Genomic DNA, 20,161 nt, shown 5'->3' with positions numbered 1-20,161 from the left:
ACAAAAATAATATTTTATTTTTAATTGTTCTAAATAAAGCACTATATTTGTCGAAAATTTTTTGTGTCTATGAAGAAGAAGGTACTTTCCATACTGTCATTATCTGCCGTTCTATGGGTGAATGCACAGGAAAAAGATTCTCTTAATCAGAAGAAAATAGAAGAGGTTGTCGTTACGGGACAATATAAACAGCAGTCCATCAATAATTCCATTTATAAAGTAGAGGTTATCAATGCAGAACAAATTAAGAATATGGCAGCTACCAATGTATCGGATATTCTTAATCAGAGCCTGAATATTCTGATCATTCCGGAGAGGAATTCAGGGAATTCTACAGCTAATCTGATGGGGTTGGGAGGTGAATATACCAAAATCCTAATAGATAATATACCTGTGGTAGGGGATGTAGGTCTTGGAAATAATATTGACCTTACAAAACTTAACGTAAATAACGTTGAAAGAATAGAAATTGTAAGAGGTTCAATGGGAGTTGATTACGGAAGTAATGCCGTAGCAGGAGTAATTAACATCATTACCAAAAAAGGAAGTTCACAGAAAGTGACTATTAATGCCGCCATACAGGAAGAAACTGTTGGAAAGGAATACGACTGGTATAAAAAAGGGGAAGGGCGACATATTCAAACTCTTAATTTAGGCTATAATATCAATGAAAACTGGTTTGTAGGTATTAATTTTAACCGGAATGATTTTCAGGGCTTTAAAGGTCCGCAGGAAGGCTATAAATATTTTGAACAGGATGGAAAGAGAGGATATTTGTGGCAGCCAAAAGATGTAATCAATGCAGACGGGGTGGTGAGGTATAGCAATAAAAACACTTCTGTCTTCTATAAATTCGGTTTTTTAAATGAACAGCTGAATTATTACAATCCTATTCTCGGGGAATATTTCTATGGGGTTGATAATAATACCTATGCTGCTGTAGACAGGGATTATAAAACAACAAGATATCTTCATCAGTTGAATGTACAAACTAAATTGGGAGCTATCAACTATACCGGAGATTTTTCTTATCAGACCCAGGACAGAAAATACAGAGACTATAAATATGATGTGCCCAACAGAACGGTAATCGGGAATAAAGATCAGTACGAATCTTATAATAAAGCCGATGTTTTTTATTCGAGGGGGGTATTCAGTAACTTTTTAGACAGTAAGAAAATTGATTTCCAGCTGGGCTATGAATTAGACCATACTACAGGATATGCGGGAAATATTGCCGGGTTTTTTAGAGAGACAGATAATGTGAAAAGAAAAATTTTCAATTATGCCAATTTCATGTCCGTAGAATGGAAGGCCACCGACTGGCTCTCAGTTCGTCCGGGTTACCGTCTTGCTTTAAGCGACAAATTTGATACCCAGCACAACTACTCCCTGACTGCAAGAGTAAAAGCAGGTGAAAATGAAAATTTAAGATTGGTGGTTGGAAGTGCCAATCGTTTTCCAAACTTTGATGAACTTTATACCTATAGGGTAGATACCAACCATGATATCCAGGGAAATGAAAACCTGGTGCCGGAGCAGGGGATGACAGCTTCCCTGAATGGCGAGAAAAAATTTACAACTTCTTCAGGATGGGATTTCAAAGCAGGAACAAGTGCTACCTATATGGATGTAAAAGACCGTATTGAACTTGCTGTTGTTAACCAGCAGCCACTGAAGTATAAATATATCAACATCAACAAGTACAGATCCTATATTTTTGAAGCCAACTTCAGAGCTCAGAAAGACCAGTTGAGTGTAGCAGCAAATGCTACTTATTATGGGATTTCCAGAGAACTGTCTGAAGGAGGAGTTGATTCGCCGGATAATTTTTATTATACTTTTGAAGCGAATGCAGCCGTAAACTATACCGTCCCGAAAACGAACACAACACTTTCCCTATTCTATAAATATACCGGGAAAACGCAGATGCCTGTTCTGGTTTCTCCCCTTGGAGCAGATGCCTATTATGATATAGGAGAGAGAGGTGATTTCCATATGATGAATTTTATGGTATCCCAGCCATTCTTTAACAAACATCTGGAACTAGGATTGGGTGTTAAGAATATTTTCGACGTTTCTTCGGTGAGAGATACCACCCTTACAGGAAATGCTCATGAAACGGCAAATACGAATTCTAATCTTTTCTATGGCAGAAGCTATGTTGCCAGACTAAGCTATAATTTCTAAAATTCTAACAATGAAAAAAATACTATTTTATCTCCTTATAGGTTCATCATTTATTGCTCAGTCATGTATCAATAATAATGAAGATCCAGTGGCTGTACCGCCGTCGCAGGGAAAGATCGTGGATCCTTCCATAGGTGGTGACAAAGAGCCCAATCAGGTTTGGATAGACCTTAGTGATGTGAATGATGATGGAACTCCCAAGCAGACGGTGAATGTAAGAACAGACTGGGACCTGGCATTTTATTCAGGAAATAACGGATTTAAGGTAATATTAAACTCATCAATTACCATGGCTGCTGCAAAAATTCCGAATGTAACGGATATTGCCGCTGTGAAAGATTCAGACTTGACAGCTTTAAAGGCTAAGGTAAAAGTAGGAAATTATAATCCTGCGAATTCTATATACGTTGATGATGTAACCGGTAACTTTCCTTCCGGATATACCGCAATAGAAGGAATCGCAGCCAATGATGCTGAGAATGGAGTATACCTGGTTAATATGGGTAAAGAACTTTATGTAGGAAATGTAGCATTGGGTTCAGTTTCTACTGGAGGTGCCGACAGAGGCTGGATGAAAATTCAGGTTGTGAGAAGTGGTGAAGGTTATAAAATAAAATACGGAGGTCTTAATGATACTACGCTGAAAGAAGCCATCATCAGTAAGAAAAGTAACTATAATTATACTTTTTACAGCTTAAAAGAAGGCAAAGAAGTAAGCATCCAGCCGGAAAAAAATAAATGGGATATATCCTTCTCTGTATTTACCAACCTTATTGAAGGAGCGGGAAGCTACAGCTATGCAGATTTTGTACTGACCAATAATATGGGCAATGTAGGCGCTTACGAAGTAAAAGTAGCATCAGGTTCCACAATTGAAGCATTTAATAATTTCGAGAAGGCAGATGTTGTAGACTCCAAGCTGGTATATAATGATCAGAGAGTAATAGGGGGAGGATGGAGAGAAGTAGGACCTTCGGGATATCAGGTAATAGGCAACGTTTTTTATGTGATCAAAGATGCTGAAGGGACCTATTATAAATTAAGATTTACCAGACTTACAAGCAGTGAGGGAGTCAGAGGGCATTCATCATTCCAGTATAAAGCATTAAAATAATCAAATAATAGTATATCATGAAAAAATTCATTCTTGCAGCTTCCATCTTAATGGCAGTGTATTCCTGCAAAAAAGAAGAAGGCGCTAAAACAGAAAATACAACGGAAACCTCTTCAGAGGCTCCGAAAAGCAACAATAAAATTGTCACTCTGAACGGTGGGATTACTGAAATCGTAAGTGCATTGGGACACGAAAAAGAAATCGTAGGAACAGATGTTACCAGTACTTATCCGGAAACATTGAAAGCTACCGCTAAAGATCTTGGACACGTAAGATCCATGACGATCGAGCCGATTATGGCAGTAAGTCCTACACTGATCTTAGCTTCAGACAAAGATATCAACCCTGAATTATTAGGAAAAATCAACTCTTCAGGAATCAAAACAGAAGTATTCAAACAGGAATTTACGGTTGACGGAACTAAAAAGCTTATTGCAGATGTTGCCAAAGCAGTAGGAAACACAGACTATCAAAAATTAAATGATAAGATTGACGCTGATCTGAAGCAGGTACAGCCCATCGCGAAAAAACCTAAAGTATTATTCATCTATGCCAGAGGAAATATGCTGATGGTAGCCGGTAAAAATACACCAATGGCTTCATTAATCAGTCTTGCAGGTGGAGAAAATGCAGTAAATGATTTTGAAGATTTCAAACCGTTGACACCGGAAGCCGTGGTAAAAGCAAATCCTGATGTACTGTTCTTCTTTGCAACCGGACTTCAGGGAGCAGGTGGAAATGAAGGAGCCCTTAAGATGCCGGGAGTTTCCCAGACTAATGCCGGGAAAAATAAGAAAATCATCGCAATGGATGGAGGATTGGTTTCCAGTTTTGGACCAAGATTAGGAGAAGCAGCAGTAGGATTAAACAAACTTTTAATTGAGAACACAAAGTAAACTATACTTTTATCTAACTATAAGCACAGTACTGCTTGTCATCATAGCAGTACTGGCGCTTAATACAGGAGTCTACGATTTTGGAGGCAATTCACCTTTCAAAGTTTTGTGGCAGTATATAAAAGGAGAACCGGGAATATCTTTAAGCGATAAATATGTAATCTGGGATGTGAGAGCAGCCAGAATTATTATGGCTATTTTAATAGGAAGTATGCTGTCGGTATCGGGAACAAGTCTTCAGGGACTTTTCAAAAACCCTCTGGCGACGGGAGATTTAATAGGACTTACATCGGGAGCAACGCTGCTGGCGGCAATTGCCATTGTTTTAGGAGGACATTTCAAACAGTATCTTCCTGAAGCCGTACAATTTTCACTGGTGGGAATTTCCGCATTTATAGGATCTTTTTTATCAATGATGCTGGTGTACAGAATTTCAACAAGCGGAGGAAAAACCAATGTAGTGATGATGCTTCTTACCGGTGTTGCCATTACAGCGATCGGGTTTTCAATTACAGGTTTCCTGATCTATATTTCAAAAGATGAACAGCTTAGGGATCTTACATTCTGGAACCTGGGAAGTCTTGCCGCAGCAACTTGGACGAAGAATATTATTCTGGCCATCGTCCTGATCATTTCCTATATCATACTTCTTCCGAAAGGAAAAGCACTGAACGCAATGATGTTGGGAGAAAAAGACGCTCAGCATCTAGGAATTAACGTAGAAAGACTGAAAAAACAGATCATTATCACTGTAGCTCTTATGGTGGGAAGCTGTGTGGCATTTTCAGGAACAATAGGCTTTGTAGGACTGATTGTCCCGTATATTTTAAGGCTTTTATTTAAATCCAATTATACGTTTATTCTGCCTTTGTCGGCTTTATACGGAAGTATACTGCTTCTTACGGCAGATACGTTCAGCAGAAGTATTGTAGAACCTTCGGAACTGCCGATCGGGATTCTTACAGCACTTATGGGAGGCCCCATTTTTATCGCTATTTTAGTTAAATTCAAAAAATCGCTGTAATGATAAAGGCACATCAGATCAGTTATAAGCACAAAGATTTTTATATTCTGGATGGCGTAGATGTTTCTTTGGAATATGGAGAATTTCTTGCCATTGTAGGACCGAACGGGGCCGGAAAATCAAGCCTGCTGAGTGTTCTGGCCAATGAAATAAAGAACAAACAGAAGGTGCTTTTTAAAGATAAACCAATCAGTGAATGGAACGTACAAGAGCTTTCAAAGCATAAGGCGAAATTTTCCCAGCACAACAGCAATGATATTCCTCTGGATGTAAAAGATGTAGTGATGATGGGAAGATATCCGTACTTCGATGCCCAGCCGGGAAAAGAAGATACAGAAGCTGCAGACGGCATGATGAATGAAACCGATATTTTCCATCTGAAAGAAAGGGAATACAATACCTTGTCCGGAGGAGAAAAACAACGGGTGCATCTTTCAAGAGTGATGGCCCAGCTGCAGAATGATATTGCCCATAAACTGGTTTTTCTGGATGAACCGTTGAATAATTTAGATATAAAACATCAGTATAAAGCACTGGAGATTATTAAAAACTTTACCCAAAAGGCCAATAGTGCTATTGTCGTACTGCATGATCTGAACCTGGCAGCACAGTTTGCCGATAAAATTTTATTAATGAAATCAGGAAAGGTTTCCGTCTATGGAACGCCGCAGGAAGTTTTTACTGCTGAAAATATCAGTCACGCCTATAATTTCCCGTGTACCATTTGCGGACATCCTATTACCAATAACCCTATGATCATTTTTGGATAACCATGGAAAAAGACGATTTAAAGATCCTCGCACAGAATCTTGCCAATCCTCAGGGAGAAAAAGGAATAGAGATCGGTGAGATGATGAATGAAACCAACATCAGCATGACCTTGGAAAGTATCAAAACACTTTTAATAGAAGATCATGAGCATATTCTGGAAATAGGGCATGGCAATGCAGGACATGTAAAACATATTTTCAGCAAAGCCCAAAACCTGAAGTATACAGGAATTGATATTTCCGAAACCATGCATCAGGAAGCGAAAAAGCTGAATAGGGAATTTGAAGGTAAAGCAGATTTTATATTATACGAAGGACAGAAACTTCCTTTTGACGATAAAACCTTCGATAAAATATTCACTGTCAATACGGTTTATTTCTGGAAAGAGCCAGTAGCGTTTTTAAATGAAATCTACAGAGTGCTGAAGAAAGACGGAACAGTAGTTCTTACTTTCGGACAAAGGGATTTCATGGAAAAATTGCCATTCACAGAATTTGATTTTACCCTGTACAGCAATACCGAAATGGAAGAACTGGTTTCCAAAAGCCATTTCAAAAGAATGAAGATCTCCGAAAAAGAAGAAGAAATAAAAAGCAAAACAGGAGACGAAACTATAACAAGAATTTATACAGTTTTAACCATAAAAAAATAAGATAATGAGCACATTAGTTAATGACCTAAAGGAAAAATGGGAAGCTCTGAAAGCAGAAAATCCACACATCAGAATAAGAAATGCAGCAGCTCAGCTGGAAGTAAGCGAAGCTGAACTATTGGCAACAAGTGTGGGAGAAGGAGTAACCATTCTGAAGCCTGAATTTCAGAATATCCTTACCGAAGCAGAGCAGCTTGGAAAAGTAATGGCTCTTACCCGCAATGATGAGTGTGTACATGAAAGAAAAGGAACTTACCTGAACGGAGATTTCAGCAGTCCTCATGCCCAGCTTTTTGTAGGGGAAGATATTGATCTGAGAATTTTCCTTAACCATTGGAAATTTGCTTTTGCTGTAGTGGAAGGAGATAAAAAAAGCCTTCAGTTCTTCGGAAAAGACGGACTTGCCCTACATAAAATCTACCTTACAAAGGACAGTAACGGAGCTGCTTTCGATGCCATTGCTGAAAAATATAAAGCTGAAGATCAGAATGAAGCCTTAGTTTTTGAAGCAGTAGCTCCAAAGGCCGCAGAAAAACCGGATTCTGAGATTGATGCAGAAGGATTCAGAAAAGCATGGACAGAATTAAAAGATACCCACGATTTCTTTATGATGACCAGAAAATTCGGAGTGAGCAGAACACAGGCTTTAAGACTGGCTCCTGAAGGATTTACTAAGAAAATCGATAATGCTAAAGTAGTCAACGTACTGGAAGATGCTTCAGAAAAGAACATTCCGATCATGGTGTTTGTAGGAAACAGAGGAATTATCCAGATCCACACCGGAAATGTAAAGAAAACCCTTTGGCATCAGCAGTGGTTCAATGTAATGGACCCGGATTTCAACCTGCATATGGATGTTACAAAAATTTCGGAAGCGTGGATCGTTAAGAAACCAACAGAAGACGGAGAGGTGACTGCCATCGAAGTATTCAACAAAGAAGGAGATTTCATCGTTCAGTTCTTCGGAAAAAGAAAACCGGGAATCCCTGAACTACAGGAATGGAAAGACCTTGTAACAGAATTAGAAAAATAATAATTAGATGATTTTGAATGAGCCGTTTTGTTTTTTTAATTCAAGGCGGCTTTTTTTAGCAGATTTGCTGTTCATTCAAAAAGATGTAATTTGTGATCAATTAAATAAGAGGAAATGAAGAATATTTTCATAGCCATATTGCTGGCAGGATTCTGTTCATTAAACGCGCAGAATTTTAAAGCCTATCAGTTCTATGATAAAAAAGGAAAAGAAGTAAAGACCGATAAACTAGTTAAAGAACTGGCTGAATATGATGTTGTCTTCTTTGGCGAGAACCATAACAGTTCTGTCAACCACTGGCTTCAGCTGAAAATTACGGAAGCTTTATCCGAAAAGAAAAACGGTCAGATCATTCTGGGTGCCGAAATGTTTGAAAGAGACAACCAATCCCAGCTGAACAATTATCTGAGCGGGAAGTTTGATGCTAAAACCCTTAAAGATTCAACGCGTTTATGGAACAATTACGCTACAGACTATAAGCCTCTTGTTGATTTTGCTAAACAGAAAAAGCTGAGTTTTATTGCAACCAATATCCCTAGAAGATACGCTTCCCAAACGTCCAAAGAAGGAATCGAATCCTTAAATAAATTAAGTACACAGGAGAAAGCATACATTGCCCAGCTCCCCATAAAAGTTACTTTAGATACACCGGGATATCCTGAAATGAAAGCCATGATGGGTGATCATGCGGAAGGAACAAAAGTAATGAACTTTATTTCTGCCCAGGCTGTAAAAGATGCTACCATGGCAGAGTCTATCCTGAAAAATTTGCAGGCCGGGAAAACGTTTATCCATTACAACGGAAACTATCACAGCAAAGAATTCGGAGGCATTTATTGGTATATTAAACAGAAGAATCCCAACCTGAAAATGGCCGTAATCTCTGTTTTTGAATCCGAAGATCCGGAACTGAAAATCCCTTCAAAGGACTATATCCCCACAGATTTTAATCTGATTATTCCTTCGGATATGACGAAGACTTTTTAATTAATAATATTCTATTTAAAACAGGTTTTGGCCTGTTTTTTTATTTCCCGCAGATTACTCAGATTTCACAGATTTTTAAGGGGATTTTATCTCTCGCATATTTTGCAGATGGCGCAGATTTTTTTGTATTGATGTGATTAATTCTGCTTCATCAGAATCAATTAATATTCCTCAGACAAATTTCAGTCCATTTAATTTTACCTCAATTCGGGATAAGAGTTTCTTATTGATACAGGTTTGAAGCTGGAAGAGGGAAGTTATGAAGCCTGCTGATAATAAGTGTTCATTTATTTAAGATAACCTGATCATGCAGTAGCTTTCAGTATCTATAACTGAAAGTAACTTCCAGCCTCCTTCTTCCATCTTCCAGTCTTTTTATCCCTAAATTCCTTACCCCGAGCTCAGGTTAATTTACAACAATCTTTATCTTTGTATTACATTCAATGAAAATGAAAAAATTATCCTTTCTGTTCGTTTTATTTATCGGGGTTGTTAATGCTCAGAAGCTGACACCGGCTGAACTTTCAATCATCAATCAGGGAGACATCAGCACTGCGCTTCCTATTTACCAGACTACAGACGGTCATCAGCATAAAACATTATTGGCTTTTTCTTCAGAAATTGATGCAACAGACCCTCATACAGCTGTTTTAGTTAAGAGAATGAAAGAGTCTCTTCTTTCTACAGACGGGGGAGTGGGGATTGCAGCACCGCAAGTAGGCATCAACAGAAAAGTAATCTGGGTACAGCGTTTTGATAAACAGGATGAACCTTTGGAATATTTCATTAATCCGGTTATTGTCTGGAAATCAGATATACAAAATCTCGGTCCTGAAGGTGATCTTTCCATTCCTGATTTCAGAGACCAGTTCTACAGAAGCAAAGTAATCCAATTAGAATATGTTGATTTGAAAGGGCAGAGATATTCAGAGATTGTAGAAGGTTTCACGGCTGTTATTTTCCAGCACGAAATAGACCATCTTTTCGGCATCCTGATTTCCGATAAAAAAGAACGGGAAAAGAATGATGCTTACAAAAAAGTTGATGCCTATCAAAAGACTGATCTGATGCGAAGGTAGAAACAGAAAATTTATAAAATTTAATGCGAAGTTTTTTGCCACGGATACACGAATTTTTTGCTTTTAAATCTCTTGCATATGTGGTAGATTTTTTTGAGTTTACTGTTGTTGGTTTGCGCAAGGACGCTATTTTTTTCTTGCTTTATGGGTATAAGGCGCTAAGATTTTATTTCCGATAAAATTTAATACTGTATCAGTTGCTGAAAATCCTTGATTTTCTTGCGCCTTAAAACGTTATCATAGTCAAAAACCTTTGCGCCATCGCGTTTTCCAACCCGAGGACTGCCACGGATATACGAATCATTTTATTAGTGCATCCGCGGCATAAACCAGAACATCAATTTTTCCCACAGATTTCACAGATTTTTTATTCCTGAGATCCGCTTCTATTTACCATGTTGATATGATTTAGGCACAAAAAAACATCTTATCAAAGAAATAAGATGTCCTTTATTATATAGAAAATAATTAGTTATTCGTTACGGAAAGTTTCACTTCCATATTATTTCTTGTTGCATTAGAATATGGACAGATCTCGTGGGCTTTCTCTGTAAGTGCCTGTGCTTCTTCAATGGAAACACCAGGAATATTGACATCCAGTTCTGCCGCCAGTCCGAATCCTCCGTTGTCAAGCTGTCCTATGCTTACCTGTGCCGTTACAGTTGTTTCACCGGTCTTTATTTTAGAAAGGCTGATGACGCGGTTAAGAGCACTGTCAAAACAGGCAGAATATCCCGCTGCAAAAAGCATTTCAGGGTTGGCGAAATTATCATTGCTGCCACCTAAAGCTTTAGGCATTCTTACATCAAGGTCCAAAACTCCATTTTCACTTTTTACATGACCGTTTCTTCCGCCTTGTGCTGTTACTTTTGTTGTATATAACGTTTTCATTTATTTTTCTATTTTGTTTAATATTTTTTGGATCGTTTCCTTAAGGTGAATAAGATCTTCGGTTTCTATACCGATTTTATTCTGGATTTTTCCGGGAATTTCACAGGCTTTCTTTTGCAGCTGTTTCCCTGATTCCGTTAAAAATACTTCAACCACTCTTTCATCTTCTTTTTTCCGTTTTCGGTCAATAATTCCTTTACTCTCCAATCTTTTCAGAAGGGGAGTTAAGGTTCCGCTGTCCAGGAAAACTTTTTCACCAATATGGCTTACCGTAACCCCGTCACTCTCCCATAATACCATTAGTACAAGGTATTGAGGATAGGTAATATCAAGCTCATCCAGAAAAGGACGGTAAAGACCTGTGATCTCTTTAGCAATAACATATAAGGGAAAGCAGATCTGGTTTTCTAATTTTGGCGGGTTTGAATTATCCATAAAGCTGAGTATGAAAGAAATGTTGAAGATATTACTTTTTGATGATAAATTCCTCCATTGGAATCCTTACTTTTTTCATAGAAGACAGCCAGTCATTCGTTTCATCTCTGTATCCGAGGTATAAAAGGCTTACACTTCTAAGTCCCAATTCTTTTAATCCAAGAATTTCATCCACAACCTGATTGCTGAAACCTTCTGCCGGAGTACTGTCAATTTTTAACTCGGCCGCCTGAGCAAGGGCCATTCCCAGAGCGATATACGTTTGTCTGGCAGTGTGGGCAAAATGTTCTTCAGAACTCTGAGCGTTGTACATCTCCTTAATTTTATCGGTATAAGACCCGAAACGTCCTCTTGGAAGTTCTCTTACATCGGTGTGGTAGTCATATACTTTATCGATCTTTTCATTAGAATAGCTGTCCCATGCAGCGAATACAAGAACATGAGAAGAATCTCTCATCACTTCAGGATTCAGGGCACCGGCCACCATTTTATTTTTTAACTCCTGATTTTCCACAACAATAATGCGGAAAGGCTGTAACCCTGAGGAAGTGGGTGCTAATCTCGCAGCTTCTAAAATTTTGTTCAGATCCTCTTCAGATACTTTTTTGTTGGAATCATATGCTTTTACCGCATGTCTCCATTGTAAATCTTCTATTAATGACATTTCTTTATTTTTAAATTAAATTACTTCAGTTAAAATCTCCTGCTTCATAAGCAAAAGGTTAAAATTACACTGCAAATATACAAACAATTAAATTGTGTACAATTTAATTTTAGAAAATTTAATTGTGCTTTGCATAATTTGTTTTTATTGTTGAATGATTTTTTCCGCAGGAATCGGATTTTTTAGAAGGGGCTGTATTTTAATCTTTGCAGAAGAATTTTTAAACAAAAAAAATGCAGCGATTTAAAAACAAAACCATTTTAATTACAGGCGGAACCAACGGAATGGGATTGGGCACAGCGGAACAGTTTATCCGTGAAGGTGGAAGGGCAGTTATTACGGGCAGAAGTGAAGAGACTGTCCATAAAGCTTTAGAAAAATTAGGAGAAAATGCTTTTGGAATTGTTTCCAATGCCGGGAAAATGCAGGATCTGATGAATCTGCGTAATGAGGTGCTGAAGTACACCGAAAGTATTGATGTACTCTTTCCCAATGCCGGATATGGAAGGTTTGCTCCAATTGAAAATGTGGAGACAGAGCAGTTTGACGAACTTTTCAATATGCTGGTGAAGGGCCCTTTCTTTACCGTTCAGCAGATCCTGCCGATGATGAAAAGAGGAAGTTCGGTGATTTTCAATACTTCTGTAGCAACTGAAATTGCGATGCCGAATTTTTCGGTGTATTCAGCAGCGAAATCGGCGGTACAGTCTTTTATTAAAACCTTTGCAGTAGAATTAACAGATCGTGGGATACGGGTGAATGGAATCAGCCCCGGCCATATTAAAACCAATATTTTTAATAATACAGGTCTGACCGCTGAACAGATTGATCAGGCGGTTATCGGTATTATCCCTACAATCCCCTTTAAAAGACAGGGAGAACCTACAGAGATTGCCAATACAGTCCTATTTCTGGCTTCGGATGATGCCTCTTATATTCATGGTGCAGAAATAAAGGTAGATGCGGGAATTTCTGTGATCCGTTAATAGAAAAAGATCCCGCCGAGAACTGAACGGGACCCTTTAAGAACAGTCTGCTGAGAAGAATGCAGACTGTTTTGAAATCAATATTTTAATCAAAATGTATAGAAAGAAATCAACAGGATTATTGGTTCTTTTTTACTTCTTTCATTTCTTTAATGATGTTGGTATTATTCTCGATACCTATATCAAAAGCTTTTCCTTTTTTATAGCTTTGAGTTGCCTTGTCCAGGATAATACCATCATCTTTCTTTTTGGATACATAGAATACCTGCTGGCTTATTCCTATGGATACGCGCATGAAATTTTCCGGATTGTCCGGGTCTTCTGTAATATTGCTGATGGTTGAATTATTATACCATGTCAGATTTTTTTGGCTTGAATTACCGGAGCAGGAAGTAATCATAACAAATAATAAGAGTATATAAGTCCAGGCTTTCATAAAATAAAGTATTAAATAACAGTTCCTGCAATTTATCAATAAAATAGATACAGGAACTGCTAAAATTTAGTTAAAATCCACAGTGTCCCACATAAGGAGCCGGGGAAGGAGAGCATCCTGATAAGGAGCTGAAAGTGGTCAGTACACAGTTGGTGTTGATGTAGCTGTTATCATACATCAGCGCACCTGCCGGGCTTCTGTAATACACATTTCCTGCTGTATTAGCATATGAACTTACCAATACCGATCCACAGCTGGAATTGGCACATGCAGCTCTCCATACAGCGTCTGTAACCGGTCCGCTTGGGAAAAGGGAAGGGTCAAAGATTCTTTTCTCTGTAACACCGGAAGCGTTTTTATAGCTTACAAGAAGAGCAACGTGGTAGCTCCATGATACACAGCAGGTACCTGTAGAAGCTTTTAGGTTGCCATAGACAAATTGTTTTTCAGCATCATAACCATTATTGATAAGGATCTGTCTCATTTTGTGGGCTCTGGCATAGCATCCGTCAACAGGATATCTGAAAGTAATACAAGGTGAAGAAGCTGTTGAGGTTCCACAAGCCTGATTTTTGATCAGGGTGAACATACTGTTTAAAGTCGCAACATTAGGTAGAACGCTGGTCAGTTTATTGGTTTCTTCTTTTACTTCTTTTGATAAAACAGATTTAAAATAACGAAGATCTTCATCGGTCGCTTTTTCAATTTTTGCAATTTCAGAGGTATTCGGCTTAAGGAAAACATGAACAGGGGTTTCATTTTTCACGGCTTGTCGGAGCATTTCGACATAACCTTCATTTTCTTTGGTCTGTTGAATGGTATAGAACTGTGCGGTAACAATGAATGAAACTTTAAGGGTTCCGTTTTCTTCCTCAATCCCCACCGGAATGGTTTTTCCAAAGTCTTTTAAAGCAACGTTGCTTTCTTTGGTGGTCAGGTCCTGATTCGCATTGGAATCGGCACAGGCATTAAGTGACAGAACGCTCACAAATGCCATCATGGATAGGATAAGATTTTTCATAATTCTCATGATTTTGTGGTTTATAATATATTAAGTTGGTGTAGTTTTTATTTTTATTTAAAATTAAATTAGTTCACCTAATTGTGATATTAAATGTAAATAAAAATAAAATATGAACCAATTATTTTGAAATAAAAATCAAAATATTTTTGCTTTGAATGAGGGTTGTATGGTTTGAAAACCAGTGATATAAATGATTTTCTCATCTTTCGGTGCTTTAAACTGTTTTTAATACATCCTGATAATAGGTTCCGGACTGATCTACCATATCATCATTCTCAAGTCCTCCCTCTGTTTTCGTTATGGTTATTAAATAAAAAATTCCCCATGGATCAGTGTGATGATACATAGGGAATATATATTTTTGTTAATGAATTATTTGTAAAGAAGCTCAGCCTGGAAAACATCTGCAAAATGCTTTCTGATCTTGGCTTTTACGTCTTCCATTTCCTCTGGTGTCAGATCTCTTTCAAGTTCTCTTTTTAAAGAAGTTACCTGCTTGTCTTTGATACCGCATGGAATAATATATTCAAAATAGCGCATATCTGTATTTACATTCAGGGCAAAACCGTGAAGGGTAACCCATCGGGAAGCTTTCACTCCCATGGCGCAGATCTTTCTGGCATAAGGTTTACCTACATCCAGCCATACTCCTGTTTCTCCCGGAGAACGCTCTCCTTTAAGACCGTAGTCACCAATGGTTCTGATGATTACTTCTTCCAGATTTCTCATATACAGATGAATATCCGTAAAGAAATTTTCAAGATCCAGAACCGGGTAGCCTACAATCTGTCCATAGCCGTGATAGGTAATATCACCACCGCGGTTGGTTTTCACAAAAGTAGCTTCAATCTCTTTTAGCTTGTCAATTCCGGCAAGCATATTTTCTTCATGTCCGCTTTTGCCCAATGTGTAAACGTGAGGATGTTCCACAAAAAGGAGGTGATTAGGCGTAGTAATATGCTGTTCTGCAGGAAGGTCGCGGTTTTTAATTTTGGTATCGATGATATTTTTCATCAGACTTTCCTGGTAATCCCAGGCGGGCTGATATTCTTTGATGCCCAGATCTTCAAATGCGACTGCTTTATTCTGATTTGTATTCATATACTGATGTCTGTTTTATTTTAATGGATGAAACCATGATTTCATACCACTTTTTTGACCGTACAAATTTAGTGAATTTTACCCTTTTACAGCATGGATAAAATCTATGGCAACATTCTTCCAGTCTTTATACTGCAACAGGATATTCACAAATGCGGTTCCTATAATACCACCGTCTGCTTTTTCCGTCACATTTTCAAAATCTTCCTTCGATTTGATTCCAAAACCGATCATTACCGGATTTTTTAATGGAAGAGAGGCTAACCTTGTCAAATAGCTTTCATTCTTTAAAACAGCATTCTCATTACCTGTTGTAGATGAGGAACTTACTGCATACAGGAATCCTGAACTTAAGGAATCCAGATACAGAATTCTCTCGTCGGAAGTTTCCGGAGTAACCAGGAAAGTAAAGTTGAGGTTGTATTTTTTTAAGATCTGCTGATAGTTTTTTTCGAATTCAATAGGAGGAAGATCCGGAATGATTAATCCTGAAACCCCACTTTCTGAGCATTCAAGGCAGAATTTTTCAAACCCAAAACTTAAAACCGGGTTGATGTATCCCATCAGAATTACTGGAATCCTGATTTCCTCTTTAATCGTTTTTAATTGTGAGAAAAGCTTTTCAATGGTCATTCCGTTTTGTAAAGCCAGTTCATGAGCCTGCTGAATTATGGGTCCGTCTGCTACGGGATCAGAGTAAGGCATTCCTATTTCAATCATATCAGCCCCAGAATCCTGAATAAGTTGTATAACGTCTGCAGTATCTTCCAGTTGCGGAATTCCTGCTGTAAAGTATATGTTTAGTTTTTTCATATTTTTAAAAAGGTTAATAACGATCCTAAAGCTTCCTGAATAACGGCCAATACTACAAAAAGCCCAAGAATTAATAAGATACTTATGATTTTCTTTTTTCCCGGAATGCTGAATTCAATCGCTGCGTTTTTAATCATGAGCAATACTTTTTCCCTGTTAAAACCAAAGCACTCCAATCACTAAAAGCTGGTAAAATACAGCGTTGGCCATGGCACCCCGGTGAACCCCATAAAAATAATCCTGCATGATGATATTAATGAGGATACTTGAGAGAACGATACATCCTATTATTCTTGTTTTCGGAACTAATAACAGCAATGCTCCGAGGATTTCAAATAGGCCCAAAATAGTAGAGTAGCTTTTGGAGTAAGCATAGAATGCCCACATTAAACTCATTCCGTCGTAGGAAAAAAGCGGACGTTTATATTGGGAAATGTTCCCGAACTGTACATATTTTGTACTTCCATAAATACACATATTAAATGCTGTAAAGAGTACAAAAGACCATTCCAGAACGGCAACTAAATATTTTTTATTCATTATTATTAAGATGTTTAAGATAGGTCTCCATGTCTTTATCACCTCGTCCGCTCAGACAGATAACGACGATATGATTTTCCTTGAATTTCTTTTTATCTAAAACAGCAAGAGCATGGGCGCTTTCGAGCGCCGGGATAATTCCTTCCAGCCTTGTCAGCTCAAAAGCCGCTTTTAGGGCTTCATCATCGTTAATACTGAAAAATTCGGCTCTTTTTTCTTTGAATAAATGGGCGTGAAAAGGGCCAATTCCCGGGTAATCAAGCCCTGCGGAAATCGAGTGGGGTTCAATTACCTGCCCGTCTTCCGTCTGCATCACAAGACTTTTGCTTCCGTGAAGAACTCCTGAAGTTCCCAGAAAAGTGGTTGCAGCAGATTTTCCGGAATCAATACCGTAACCTCCGGCTTCTGCGGCAATAATTTTTACGTCCTTTTCTTCTACAAAATGATAGAAAGTCCCTGCAGCATTGCTTCCTCCGCCTACACAGGCAATAACGTAATCAGGATTTTCTTTTCCCGTCTGCTCCAGAAGCTGTTCCTTAATCTCTTTTGAAATAATGCTCTGAAATCTGGCTACCAGATCAGGAAAAGGGTGAGGGCCCACTACACTTCCGATTACATAATGGGTGGTGACCGGATTGTTGATCCAGTCTCTTAACGCTTCGTTTACGGCATCTTTGAGTGTTTTGGAACCTGAAGTAGCTGCAACAACTTCTGCTCCGAGCATTTTCATTCTTGCTACGTTGGGAGCCTGTCTCTGAATATCGATTTCTCCCATGTAAACGATGCACTTCATCCCAAGAAGAGCGCAGGCGGTAGCAGTAGCCACACCATGCTGTCCGGCTCCTGTTTCTGCAATAATTCTGGTCTTTCCTAAACGTTTTGCCAGCAATACCTGTCCTAAAGCATTATTGATCTTATGAGCTCCTGTATGGTTAAGATCTTCTCTTTTAAGATAAATCTGAGTATTGTATTTTTCACTTAAATTTTTAGAAAAATAAAGCGGAGTAGCGCGGCCTACATAGTTTTTAAGCAGATCCTGATATTCTTTCTGAAATTCTTCAGATTCTATAATTTCAAGGTAGTTTTCCTGGAGCTCTTTTACATTCGGATAAAGCATTTCAGGGATAAAAGCACCTCCAAATTCTCCATAATATCCGTGTTCATCGGGGTTTTTATAATTCATTTCTTTTTATTCTTTTATTAATTAAAATAGGCATTGTTTTCAGGGCCGAGGGATTTCAGCAGTTCTTTTCTTTCATCAGACAGATGGAAGATCAGGATGTCATCATCTTCAGAAGAGTTGCATACTGTTCCGTTATTTTCCATAATGTTTTTGGCCTTATTCTTTAAAATTTCAACATCACACTGTTGATAGAACGGGCGCAATTCTTTGAGACAGAATCCTATGACTTCCAGATTTCTCTGTTCCGTATTTTCTTTTAAAAATTTTACCAGAATAGAGCCATATCCTTTCTTTTCCTGTGCCGAAACCAATCCTACAATTTCAGCAAAAATATACTGTTTTCCAGAGATATCAAGAGTGAAATCAAAATTGAGCCGGCTCAAAGCCAATATTTCATCACGCTGATTCACCAGAAAATGAAACTCCGAATTTCTAAAAGAAAACCGAAAATCTGAAGTATTCATGGTCATCCATTCAGAAATATCCCAGAGTTTAAGGATATACTCGATTTCCGGGTTGCTTAATTCATTCGTTTTTTTGATCAAGTAATTCATGGATAAACTTATTTATAAAATCCTGATTGTACTGATATTGCTGTGCAGGGATCAGTTTTTTGTGATAAAGCATTTCAATTTTGTTTGCCAGATCAATCCATGTAGCCATATCTATTTTAGAATCATACATGGTGACTGCAATTTCAAGGTTATCAATTAAAAAATACGGATCGGAATCTTCATAAAGCAGAAAAACTTTAGCGTAAATTTTCCCGAGATCATATTTAACATTGGCTTTGACATGGCTGTCTAAAAATTTATCAGAAATAATCACCAGATAATAGCTGTTCCACAAGCCGATCCGTTCAAAAAAGTACTGAATATCACTTTCATTAAAACCTTTGATGATATTGATAAATTCAAGAAGTGGTCCGTCTATGGTCCAGTATTCCACATCCCTGTCATTTTGGGACACAAAATTATATAGAGCCTGTATTTTTTCATTCCCGAACTTTGGCGGAAACAGGGTTTTGTAAAATGTTTTTTTTAACTGATGGATATTCATCATTTTATTTGTTGTTTTTTTAGAGTTCCCGAAGGAATAATTTAATTAGGGACAAAAAAATCTATTTTCATCTAACCTCTTTCAGTCCCATAAATATTTTTCATCATATTCAATATCATGTTTCTTCAGTATTTCAAGAAGTTCATCCTTAAACTTCTGCTCCTGATGATGAAGACGCTGATTTTTGATATAGTTAATAATGTTATTAATTTCACTCCGGCTCACCGAAAATGCAGCATAACCATCCTGCCAGAAGAAATTTTCATATTTCGATCCTTTTGTTTTGATCCATTTTGATGAATGCGCTTTAATTTCCTGAACCAGTTTCATCAAGGCTGTTTTTCTTGAAAGCAAACACAAAATATGAATATGATCGCCCGTTCCGCCAATCTGAAGTGCCGGACTTTCAAAATCATGACATAATACAGCAATGTAGGAAAACAATTCTTTTTCTATCGCTTCATCAATGAAATCTTCCCGATATTTTGTACTGAAAACAATATGGAGATAATTTTTTACTAATGACTGGGGCATTTTTTTGTGTTTTTATGTTTTTTGTTTCGTTATTTTAATCGGATTGCATCCGATTCTATGTTAAGTCGTCCCTTCGGAACTGGTTTTGGAATATCTTTTTTATTTTATTCAGGTCTTTAATGCCTGGTGATGTTTCAAATTTGGAATTAATATCTACCGCAAATGGTTTTTGCTGCAAATGATTGATATCGTTAATATTATTTTCGGAAATGCCGCCGCTCAGGAAATAGGGAAGGGATATTTTCAGTCCATTTAATAGAGTCCAATCAAACTGTTTTCCCGTCCCTCCGAATGCACTGCTGTCTGTATCAAAAAGAATATAACTGATGGCAGAGATTTGAGAATTCAATATCTTTTGTATCTTATTTCTGGTTTCGTGATTATTTTCACCCACTCTTATCACCTTTATAATTTTAGTTTCAGAGGATAATTTTTCTTTTAACTGACTTGTAAAATCTTCGTTTTCGTCTCCATGGAGCTGGATGAGGTGAAGACCTGCTTTTTCTGCAATGTCTGCAATTTTATTTATTTCCTCATTCACAAAAACACCTGTTTTCCCTGAATGGCTGATGTTGGAAATATCTTCCAGCTTCAGGTGATTCAAAACATATCTTGGCGATTTTTCATAAAAGATAAATCCCAGAAAATCAACTTTCATCGAAATAAGTTCTTTGATTTGATCAACTTGTGTTAAACCGCAGACTTTCAGTTTAGTATTTATATTGCTGGTAATAGATTGCATACTCATC

The 20,161-nt window shown here is 37.7% G+C and carries 25 protein-coding genes; 10 read left to right on the top strand and 15 right to left on the bottom strand.

The annotated features are described in order from the left end of the window. The first annotated feature begins 69 nt into the window (after window positions 1-69). The 9 genes from J2Y40_RS06270 (at window position 70) to J2Y40_RS06230 (ending at window position 9,746) form a co-directional block, all read left to right on the top strand. Window positions 70-2,190 carry a TonB-dependent receptor domain-containing protein gene (locus tag J2Y40_RS06270; protein WP_309997828.1) on the top strand — a complete coding sequence of 707 codons (2,121 nt, stop codon included), beginning with the start codon at window positions 70-72 and terminating at the stop codon, window positions 2,188-2,190. A gap of 10 nt (window positions 2,191-2,200) precedes the next feature. Beyond that, complete coding sequence (locus J2Y40_RS06265; RefSeq protein WP_153399564.1) at window positions 2,201-3,304, top strand: HmuY family protein; 1,104 nt, start codon at window positions 2,201-2,203, stop codon at window positions 3,302-3,304. 17 nt (window positions 3,305-3,321) lie between these two features. After that, the gene (locus J2Y40_RS06260) at window positions 3,322-4,200 is read left to right on the top strand and encodes an ABC transporter substrate-binding protein (protein ID WP_309997825.1); all 879 of its coding nucleotides are present in this window, start codon (window positions 3,322-3,324) and stop codon (window positions 4,198-4,200) included. Then, entirely contained in the window at window positions 4,184-5,224 is a 1,041-nt protein-coding gene (locus J2Y40_RS06255) for an iron ABC transporter permease (protein WP_153399568.1), read from the top strand. The genes J2Y40_RS06260 and J2Y40_RS06255 overlap by 17 nt, the downstream gene beginning before the upstream one ends. After that, window positions 5,224-5,994: a heme ABC transporter ATP-binding protein gene (locus J2Y40_RS06250; RefSeq protein ID WP_309997820.1), complete on the top strand. Its 771-nt coding sequence runs from the start codon at window positions 5,224-5,226 to the stop codon at window positions 5,992-5,994. Before J2Y40_RS06255 ends, J2Y40_RS06250 begins: the two co-directional genes overlap by 1 nt. A 2-nt stretch (window positions 5,995-5,996) precedes the next feature. Next, window positions 5,997-6,647 carry a class I SAM-dependent methyltransferase gene (locus J2Y40_RS06245; RefSeq protein WP_153399572.1) on the top strand — a complete coding sequence of 217 codons (651 nt, stop codon included), beginning with the start codon at window positions 5,997-5,999 and terminating at the stop codon, window positions 6,645-6,647. Between the two features lie 4 nt (window positions 6,648-6,651). After that, window positions 6,652-7,680 (top strand): hemin-degrading factor, encoded by a 1,029-nt coding sequence (locus J2Y40_RS06240; protein ID WP_153399574.1) that lies wholly within the window; start codon window positions 6,652-6,654, stop codon window positions 7,678-7,680. Between the two features lie 114 nt (window positions 7,681-7,794). After that, complete coding sequence (locus tag J2Y40_RS06235) at window positions 7,795-8,667, top strand: ChaN family lipoprotein (RefSeq protein ID WP_309997815.1); 873 nt, start codon at window positions 7,795-7,797, stop codon at window positions 8,665-8,667. A 449-nt stretch (window positions 8,668-9,116) separates the two neighbouring features. Next, window positions 9,117-9,746: a peptide deformylase gene (locus tag J2Y40_RS06230; protein WP_153399578.1), complete on the top strand. Its 630-nt coding sequence runs from the start codon at window positions 9,117-9,119 to the stop codon at window positions 9,744-9,746. A 468-nt stretch (window positions 9,747-10,214) separates the two neighbouring features. On the opposite strand, the gene J2Y40_RS06225 is transcribed toward J2Y40_RS06230, so the two are convergent. From J2Y40_RS06225 to J2Y40_RS06215, 3 genes are read right to left on the bottom strand one after another with little or no spacing between them, the layout of a single operon-like run. Next, a complete protein-coding gene (locus J2Y40_RS06225) occupies window positions 10,215-10,637 on the bottom strand; it encodes an organic hydroperoxide resistance protein (protein WP_153399580.1) in 423 nt (140 codons plus the stop codon). Then, window positions 10,638-11,072 (bottom strand): MarR family winged helix-turn-helix transcriptional regulator, encoded by a 435-nt coding sequence (locus J2Y40_RS06220; RefSeq protein ID WP_153399582.1) that lies wholly within the window; start codon window positions 11,070-11,072, stop codon window positions 10,638-10,640. A gap of 31 nt (window positions 11,073-11,103) precedes the next feature. After that, entirely contained in the window at window positions 11,104-11,736 is a 633-nt protein-coding gene (locus tag J2Y40_RS06215; protein WP_153399584.1) for an NAD(P)H-dependent oxidoreductase, read from the bottom strand. Window positions 11,737-11,969: 233 nt separating this feature from the next. On the opposite strand from J2Y40_RS06215, the gene J2Y40_RS06210 reads away from it, so the two are divergent. Next, window positions 11,970-12,722, top strand: a complete 753-nt coding sequence (locus J2Y40_RS06210) for an SDR family oxidoreductase (RefSeq protein ID WP_309997809.1) — start codon at window positions 11,970-11,972, stop codon at window positions 12,720-12,722. 118 nt (window positions 12,723-12,840) lie between these two features. Here the strand turns inward: J2Y40_RS06210 and J2Y40_RS06205 are convergent, their stop codons facing one another. The 12 genes from J2Y40_RS06205 to J2Y40_RS06150 form a co-directional block, all read right to left on the bottom strand. After that, window positions 12,841-13,158, bottom strand: a complete 318-nt coding sequence (locus tag J2Y40_RS06205; RefSeq protein ID WP_153399588.1) for a hypothetical protein — start codon at window positions 13,156-13,158, stop codon at window positions 12,841-12,843. Window positions 13,159-13,228: 70 nt separating this feature from the next. Continuing rightward, window positions 13,229-14,179, bottom strand: coding sequence for a protein-glutamine glutaminase (locus J2Y40_RS06200; RefSeq protein ID WP_309997807.1), 951 nt, complete (start codon window positions 14,177-14,179; stop codon window positions 13,229-13,231). A 217-nt stretch (window positions 14,180-14,396) separates the two neighbouring features. After that, window positions 14,397-14,528 carry a hypothetical protein gene (locus tag J2Y40_RS06195; protein ID WP_309997806.1) on the bottom strand — a complete coding sequence of 44 codons (132 nt, stop codon included), beginning with the start codon at window positions 14,526-14,528 and terminating at the stop codon, window positions 14,397-14,399. Between the two features lie 26 nt (window positions 14,529-14,554). Then, on the bottom strand, window positions 14,555-15,283 hold the full coding sequence (gene lipB, locus J2Y40_RS06190; protein WP_153399592.1) for a lipoyl(octanoyl) transferase LipB: 729 nt from the start codon (window positions 15,281-15,283) through the stop codon (window positions 14,555-14,557). 78 nt (window positions 15,284-15,361) lie between these two features. Next, window positions 15,362-16,096 (bottom strand): tryptophan synthase subunit alpha, encoded by a 735-nt coding sequence (gene trpA / locus J2Y40_RS06185; RefSeq protein ID WP_309997805.1) that lies wholly within the window; start codon window positions 16,094-16,096, stop codon window positions 15,362-15,364. Further along, complete coding sequence (locus J2Y40_RS06180) at window positions 16,093-16,233, bottom strand: hypothetical protein (protein ID WP_309997803.1); 141 nt, start codon at window positions 16,231-16,233, stop codon at window positions 16,093-16,095. Before J2Y40_RS06180 ends, trpA begins: the two co-directional genes overlap by 4 nt. 19 nt (window positions 16,234-16,252) lie before the next feature. After that, window positions 16,253-16,636, bottom strand: coding sequence for a DoxX family protein (locus tag J2Y40_RS06175; RefSeq protein ID WP_309997801.1), 384 nt, complete (start codon window positions 16,634-16,636; stop codon window positions 16,253-16,255). Beyond that, entirely contained in the window at window positions 16,629-17,819 is a 1,191-nt protein-coding gene (gene trpB, locus J2Y40_RS06170) for a tryptophan synthase subunit beta (protein WP_153399598.1), read from the bottom strand. Before trpB ends, J2Y40_RS06175 begins: the two co-directional genes overlap by 8 nt. 17 nt (window positions 17,820-17,836) lie before the next feature. After that, window positions 17,837-18,373 carry a hypothetical protein gene (locus J2Y40_RS06165; protein WP_153399600.1) on the bottom strand — a complete coding sequence of 179 codons (537 nt, stop codon included), beginning with the start codon at window positions 18,371-18,373 and terminating at the stop codon, window positions 17,837-17,839. After that, window positions 18,345-18,881 carry a hypothetical protein gene (locus J2Y40_RS06160; protein ID WP_153399602.1) on the bottom strand — a complete coding sequence of 179 codons (537 nt, stop codon included), beginning with the start codon at window positions 18,879-18,881 and terminating at the stop codon, window positions 18,345-18,347. The genes J2Y40_RS06165 and J2Y40_RS06160 overlap by 29 nt, the downstream gene beginning before the upstream one ends. 78 nt (window positions 18,882-18,959) lie before the next feature. Then, window positions 18,960-19,412: an IS200/IS605 family transposase gene (tnpA, locus tag J2Y40_RS06155; RefSeq protein WP_153399603.1), complete on the bottom strand. Its 453-nt coding sequence runs from the start codon at window positions 19,410-19,412 to the stop codon at window positions 18,960-18,962. 55 nt (window positions 19,413-19,467) lie between these two features. Next, a complete protein-coding gene (locus J2Y40_RS06150; RefSeq protein WP_394349968.1) occupies window positions 19,468-20,160 on the bottom strand; it encodes a phosphoribosylanthranilate isomerase in 693 nt (230 codons plus the stop codon). Between the last annotated feature and the right edge of the window lies 1 nt (window position 20,161).

Source organism: Chryseobacterium sp. 2987, from assembly GCF_031456375.1.
Taxonomy (GTDB): Bacteria; Bacteroidota; Bacteroidia; order Flavobacteriales; family Weeksellaceae; genus Chryseobacterium; species Chryseobacterium vaccae.
The sequence above is the reverse complement of the archived record's forward strand: the minus strand, read 5'-3'. Positions and strand labels throughout refer to the sequence as shown.

Bases quoted from the DNA above. Each gene is read 5' to 3' on its own strand.
- J2Y40_RS06160 (WP_153399602.1), bottom strand. From the start codon at position 18,881: ATGATGAATATCCATCAGTTAAAAAAAACATTTTACAAAACCCTGTTT.
- J2Y40_RS06220 (WP_153399582.1), bottom strand. From the start codon at position 11,072: ATGGATAATTCAAACCCGCCAAAATTAGAAAACCAGATCTGCTTTCCC.
- trpA (WP_309997805.1), bottom strand. From the start codon at position 16,096: ATGAAAAAACTAAACATATACTTTACAGCAGGAATTCCGCAACTGGAA.
- J2Y40_RS06195 (WP_309997806.1), bottom strand. From the start codon at position 14,528: ATGTATCATCACACTGATCCATGGGGAATTTTTTATTTAATAACCATA.
- J2Y40_RS06225 (WP_153399580.1), bottom strand. From the start codon at position 10,637: ATGAAAACGTTATATACAACAAAAGTAACAGCACAAGGCGGAAGAAAC.
- J2Y40_RS06265 (WP_153399564.1), top strand. From the start codon at position 2,201: ATGAAAAAAATACTATTTTATCTCCTTATAGGTTCATCATTTATTGCT.
- J2Y40_RS06180 (WP_309997803.1), bottom strand. From the start codon at position 16,233: ATGATTAAAAACGCAGCGATTGAATTCAGCATTCCGGGAAAAAAGAAA.
- J2Y40_RS06175 (WP_309997801.1), bottom strand. From the start codon at position 16,636: ATGAATAAAAAATATTTAGTTGCCGTTCTGGAATGGTCTTTTGTACTC.
- J2Y40_RS06165 (WP_153399600.1), bottom strand. From the start codon at position 18,373: ATGAATTACTTGATCAAAAAAACGAATGAATTAAGCAACCCGGAAATC.
- J2Y40_RS06260 (WP_309997825.1), top strand. From the start codon at position 3,322: ATGAAAAAATTCATTCTTGCAGCTTCCATCTTAATGGCAGTGTATTCC.
- J2Y40_RS06210 (WP_309997809.1), top strand. From the start codon at position 11,970: ATGCAGCGATTTAAAAACAAAACCATTTTAATTACAGGCGGAACCAAC.
- J2Y40_RS06250 (WP_309997820.1), top strand. From the start codon at position 5,224: ATGATAAAGGCACATCAGATCAGTTATAAGCACAAAGATTTTTATATT.
- J2Y40_RS06240 (WP_153399574.1), top strand. From the start codon at position 6,652: ATGAGCACATTAGTTAATGACCTAAAGGAAAAATGGGAAGCTCTGAAA.
- J2Y40_RS06215 (WP_153399584.1), bottom strand. From the start codon at position 11,736: ATGTCATTAATAGAAGATTTACAATGGAGACATGCGGTAAAAGCATAT.
- J2Y40_RS06235 (WP_309997815.1), top strand. From the start codon at position 7,795: ATGAAGAATATTTTCATAGCCATATTGCTGGCAGGATTCTGTTCATTA.
- trpB (WP_153399598.1), bottom strand. From the start codon at position 17,819: ATGAATTATAAAAACCCCGATGAACACGGATATTATGGAGAATTTGGA.
- J2Y40_RS06205 (WP_153399588.1), bottom strand. From the start codon at position 13,158: ATGAAAGCCTGGACTTATATACTCTTATTATTTGTTATGATTACTTCC.
- J2Y40_RS06230 (WP_153399578.1), top strand. From the start codon at position 9,117: ATGAAAAAATTATCCTTTCTGTTCGTTTTATTTATCGGGGTTGTTAAT.
- J2Y40_RS06245 (WP_153399572.1), top strand. From the start codon at position 5,997: ATGGAAAAAGACGATTTAAAGATCCTCGCACAGAATCTTGCCAATCCT.
- J2Y40_RS06200 (WP_309997807.1), bottom strand. From the start codon at position 14,179: ATGAAAAATCTTATCCTATCCATGATGGCATTTGTGAGCGTTCTGTCA.
- J2Y40_RS06270 (WP_309997828.1), top strand. From the start codon at position 70: ATGAAGAAGAAGGTACTTTCCATACTGTCATTATCTGCCGTTCTATGG.
- J2Y40_RS06150 (WP_394349968.1), bottom strand. From the start codon at position 20,160: ATGAGTATGCAATCTATTACCAGCAATATAAATACTAAACTGAAAGTC.
- tnpA (WP_153399603.1), bottom strand. From the start codon at position 19,412: ATGCCCCAGTCATTAGTAAAAAATTATCTCCATATTGTTTTCAGTACA.
- lipB (WP_153399592.1), bottom strand. From the start codon at position 15,283: ATGAATACAAATCAGAATAAAGCAGTCGCATTTGAAGATCTGGGCATC.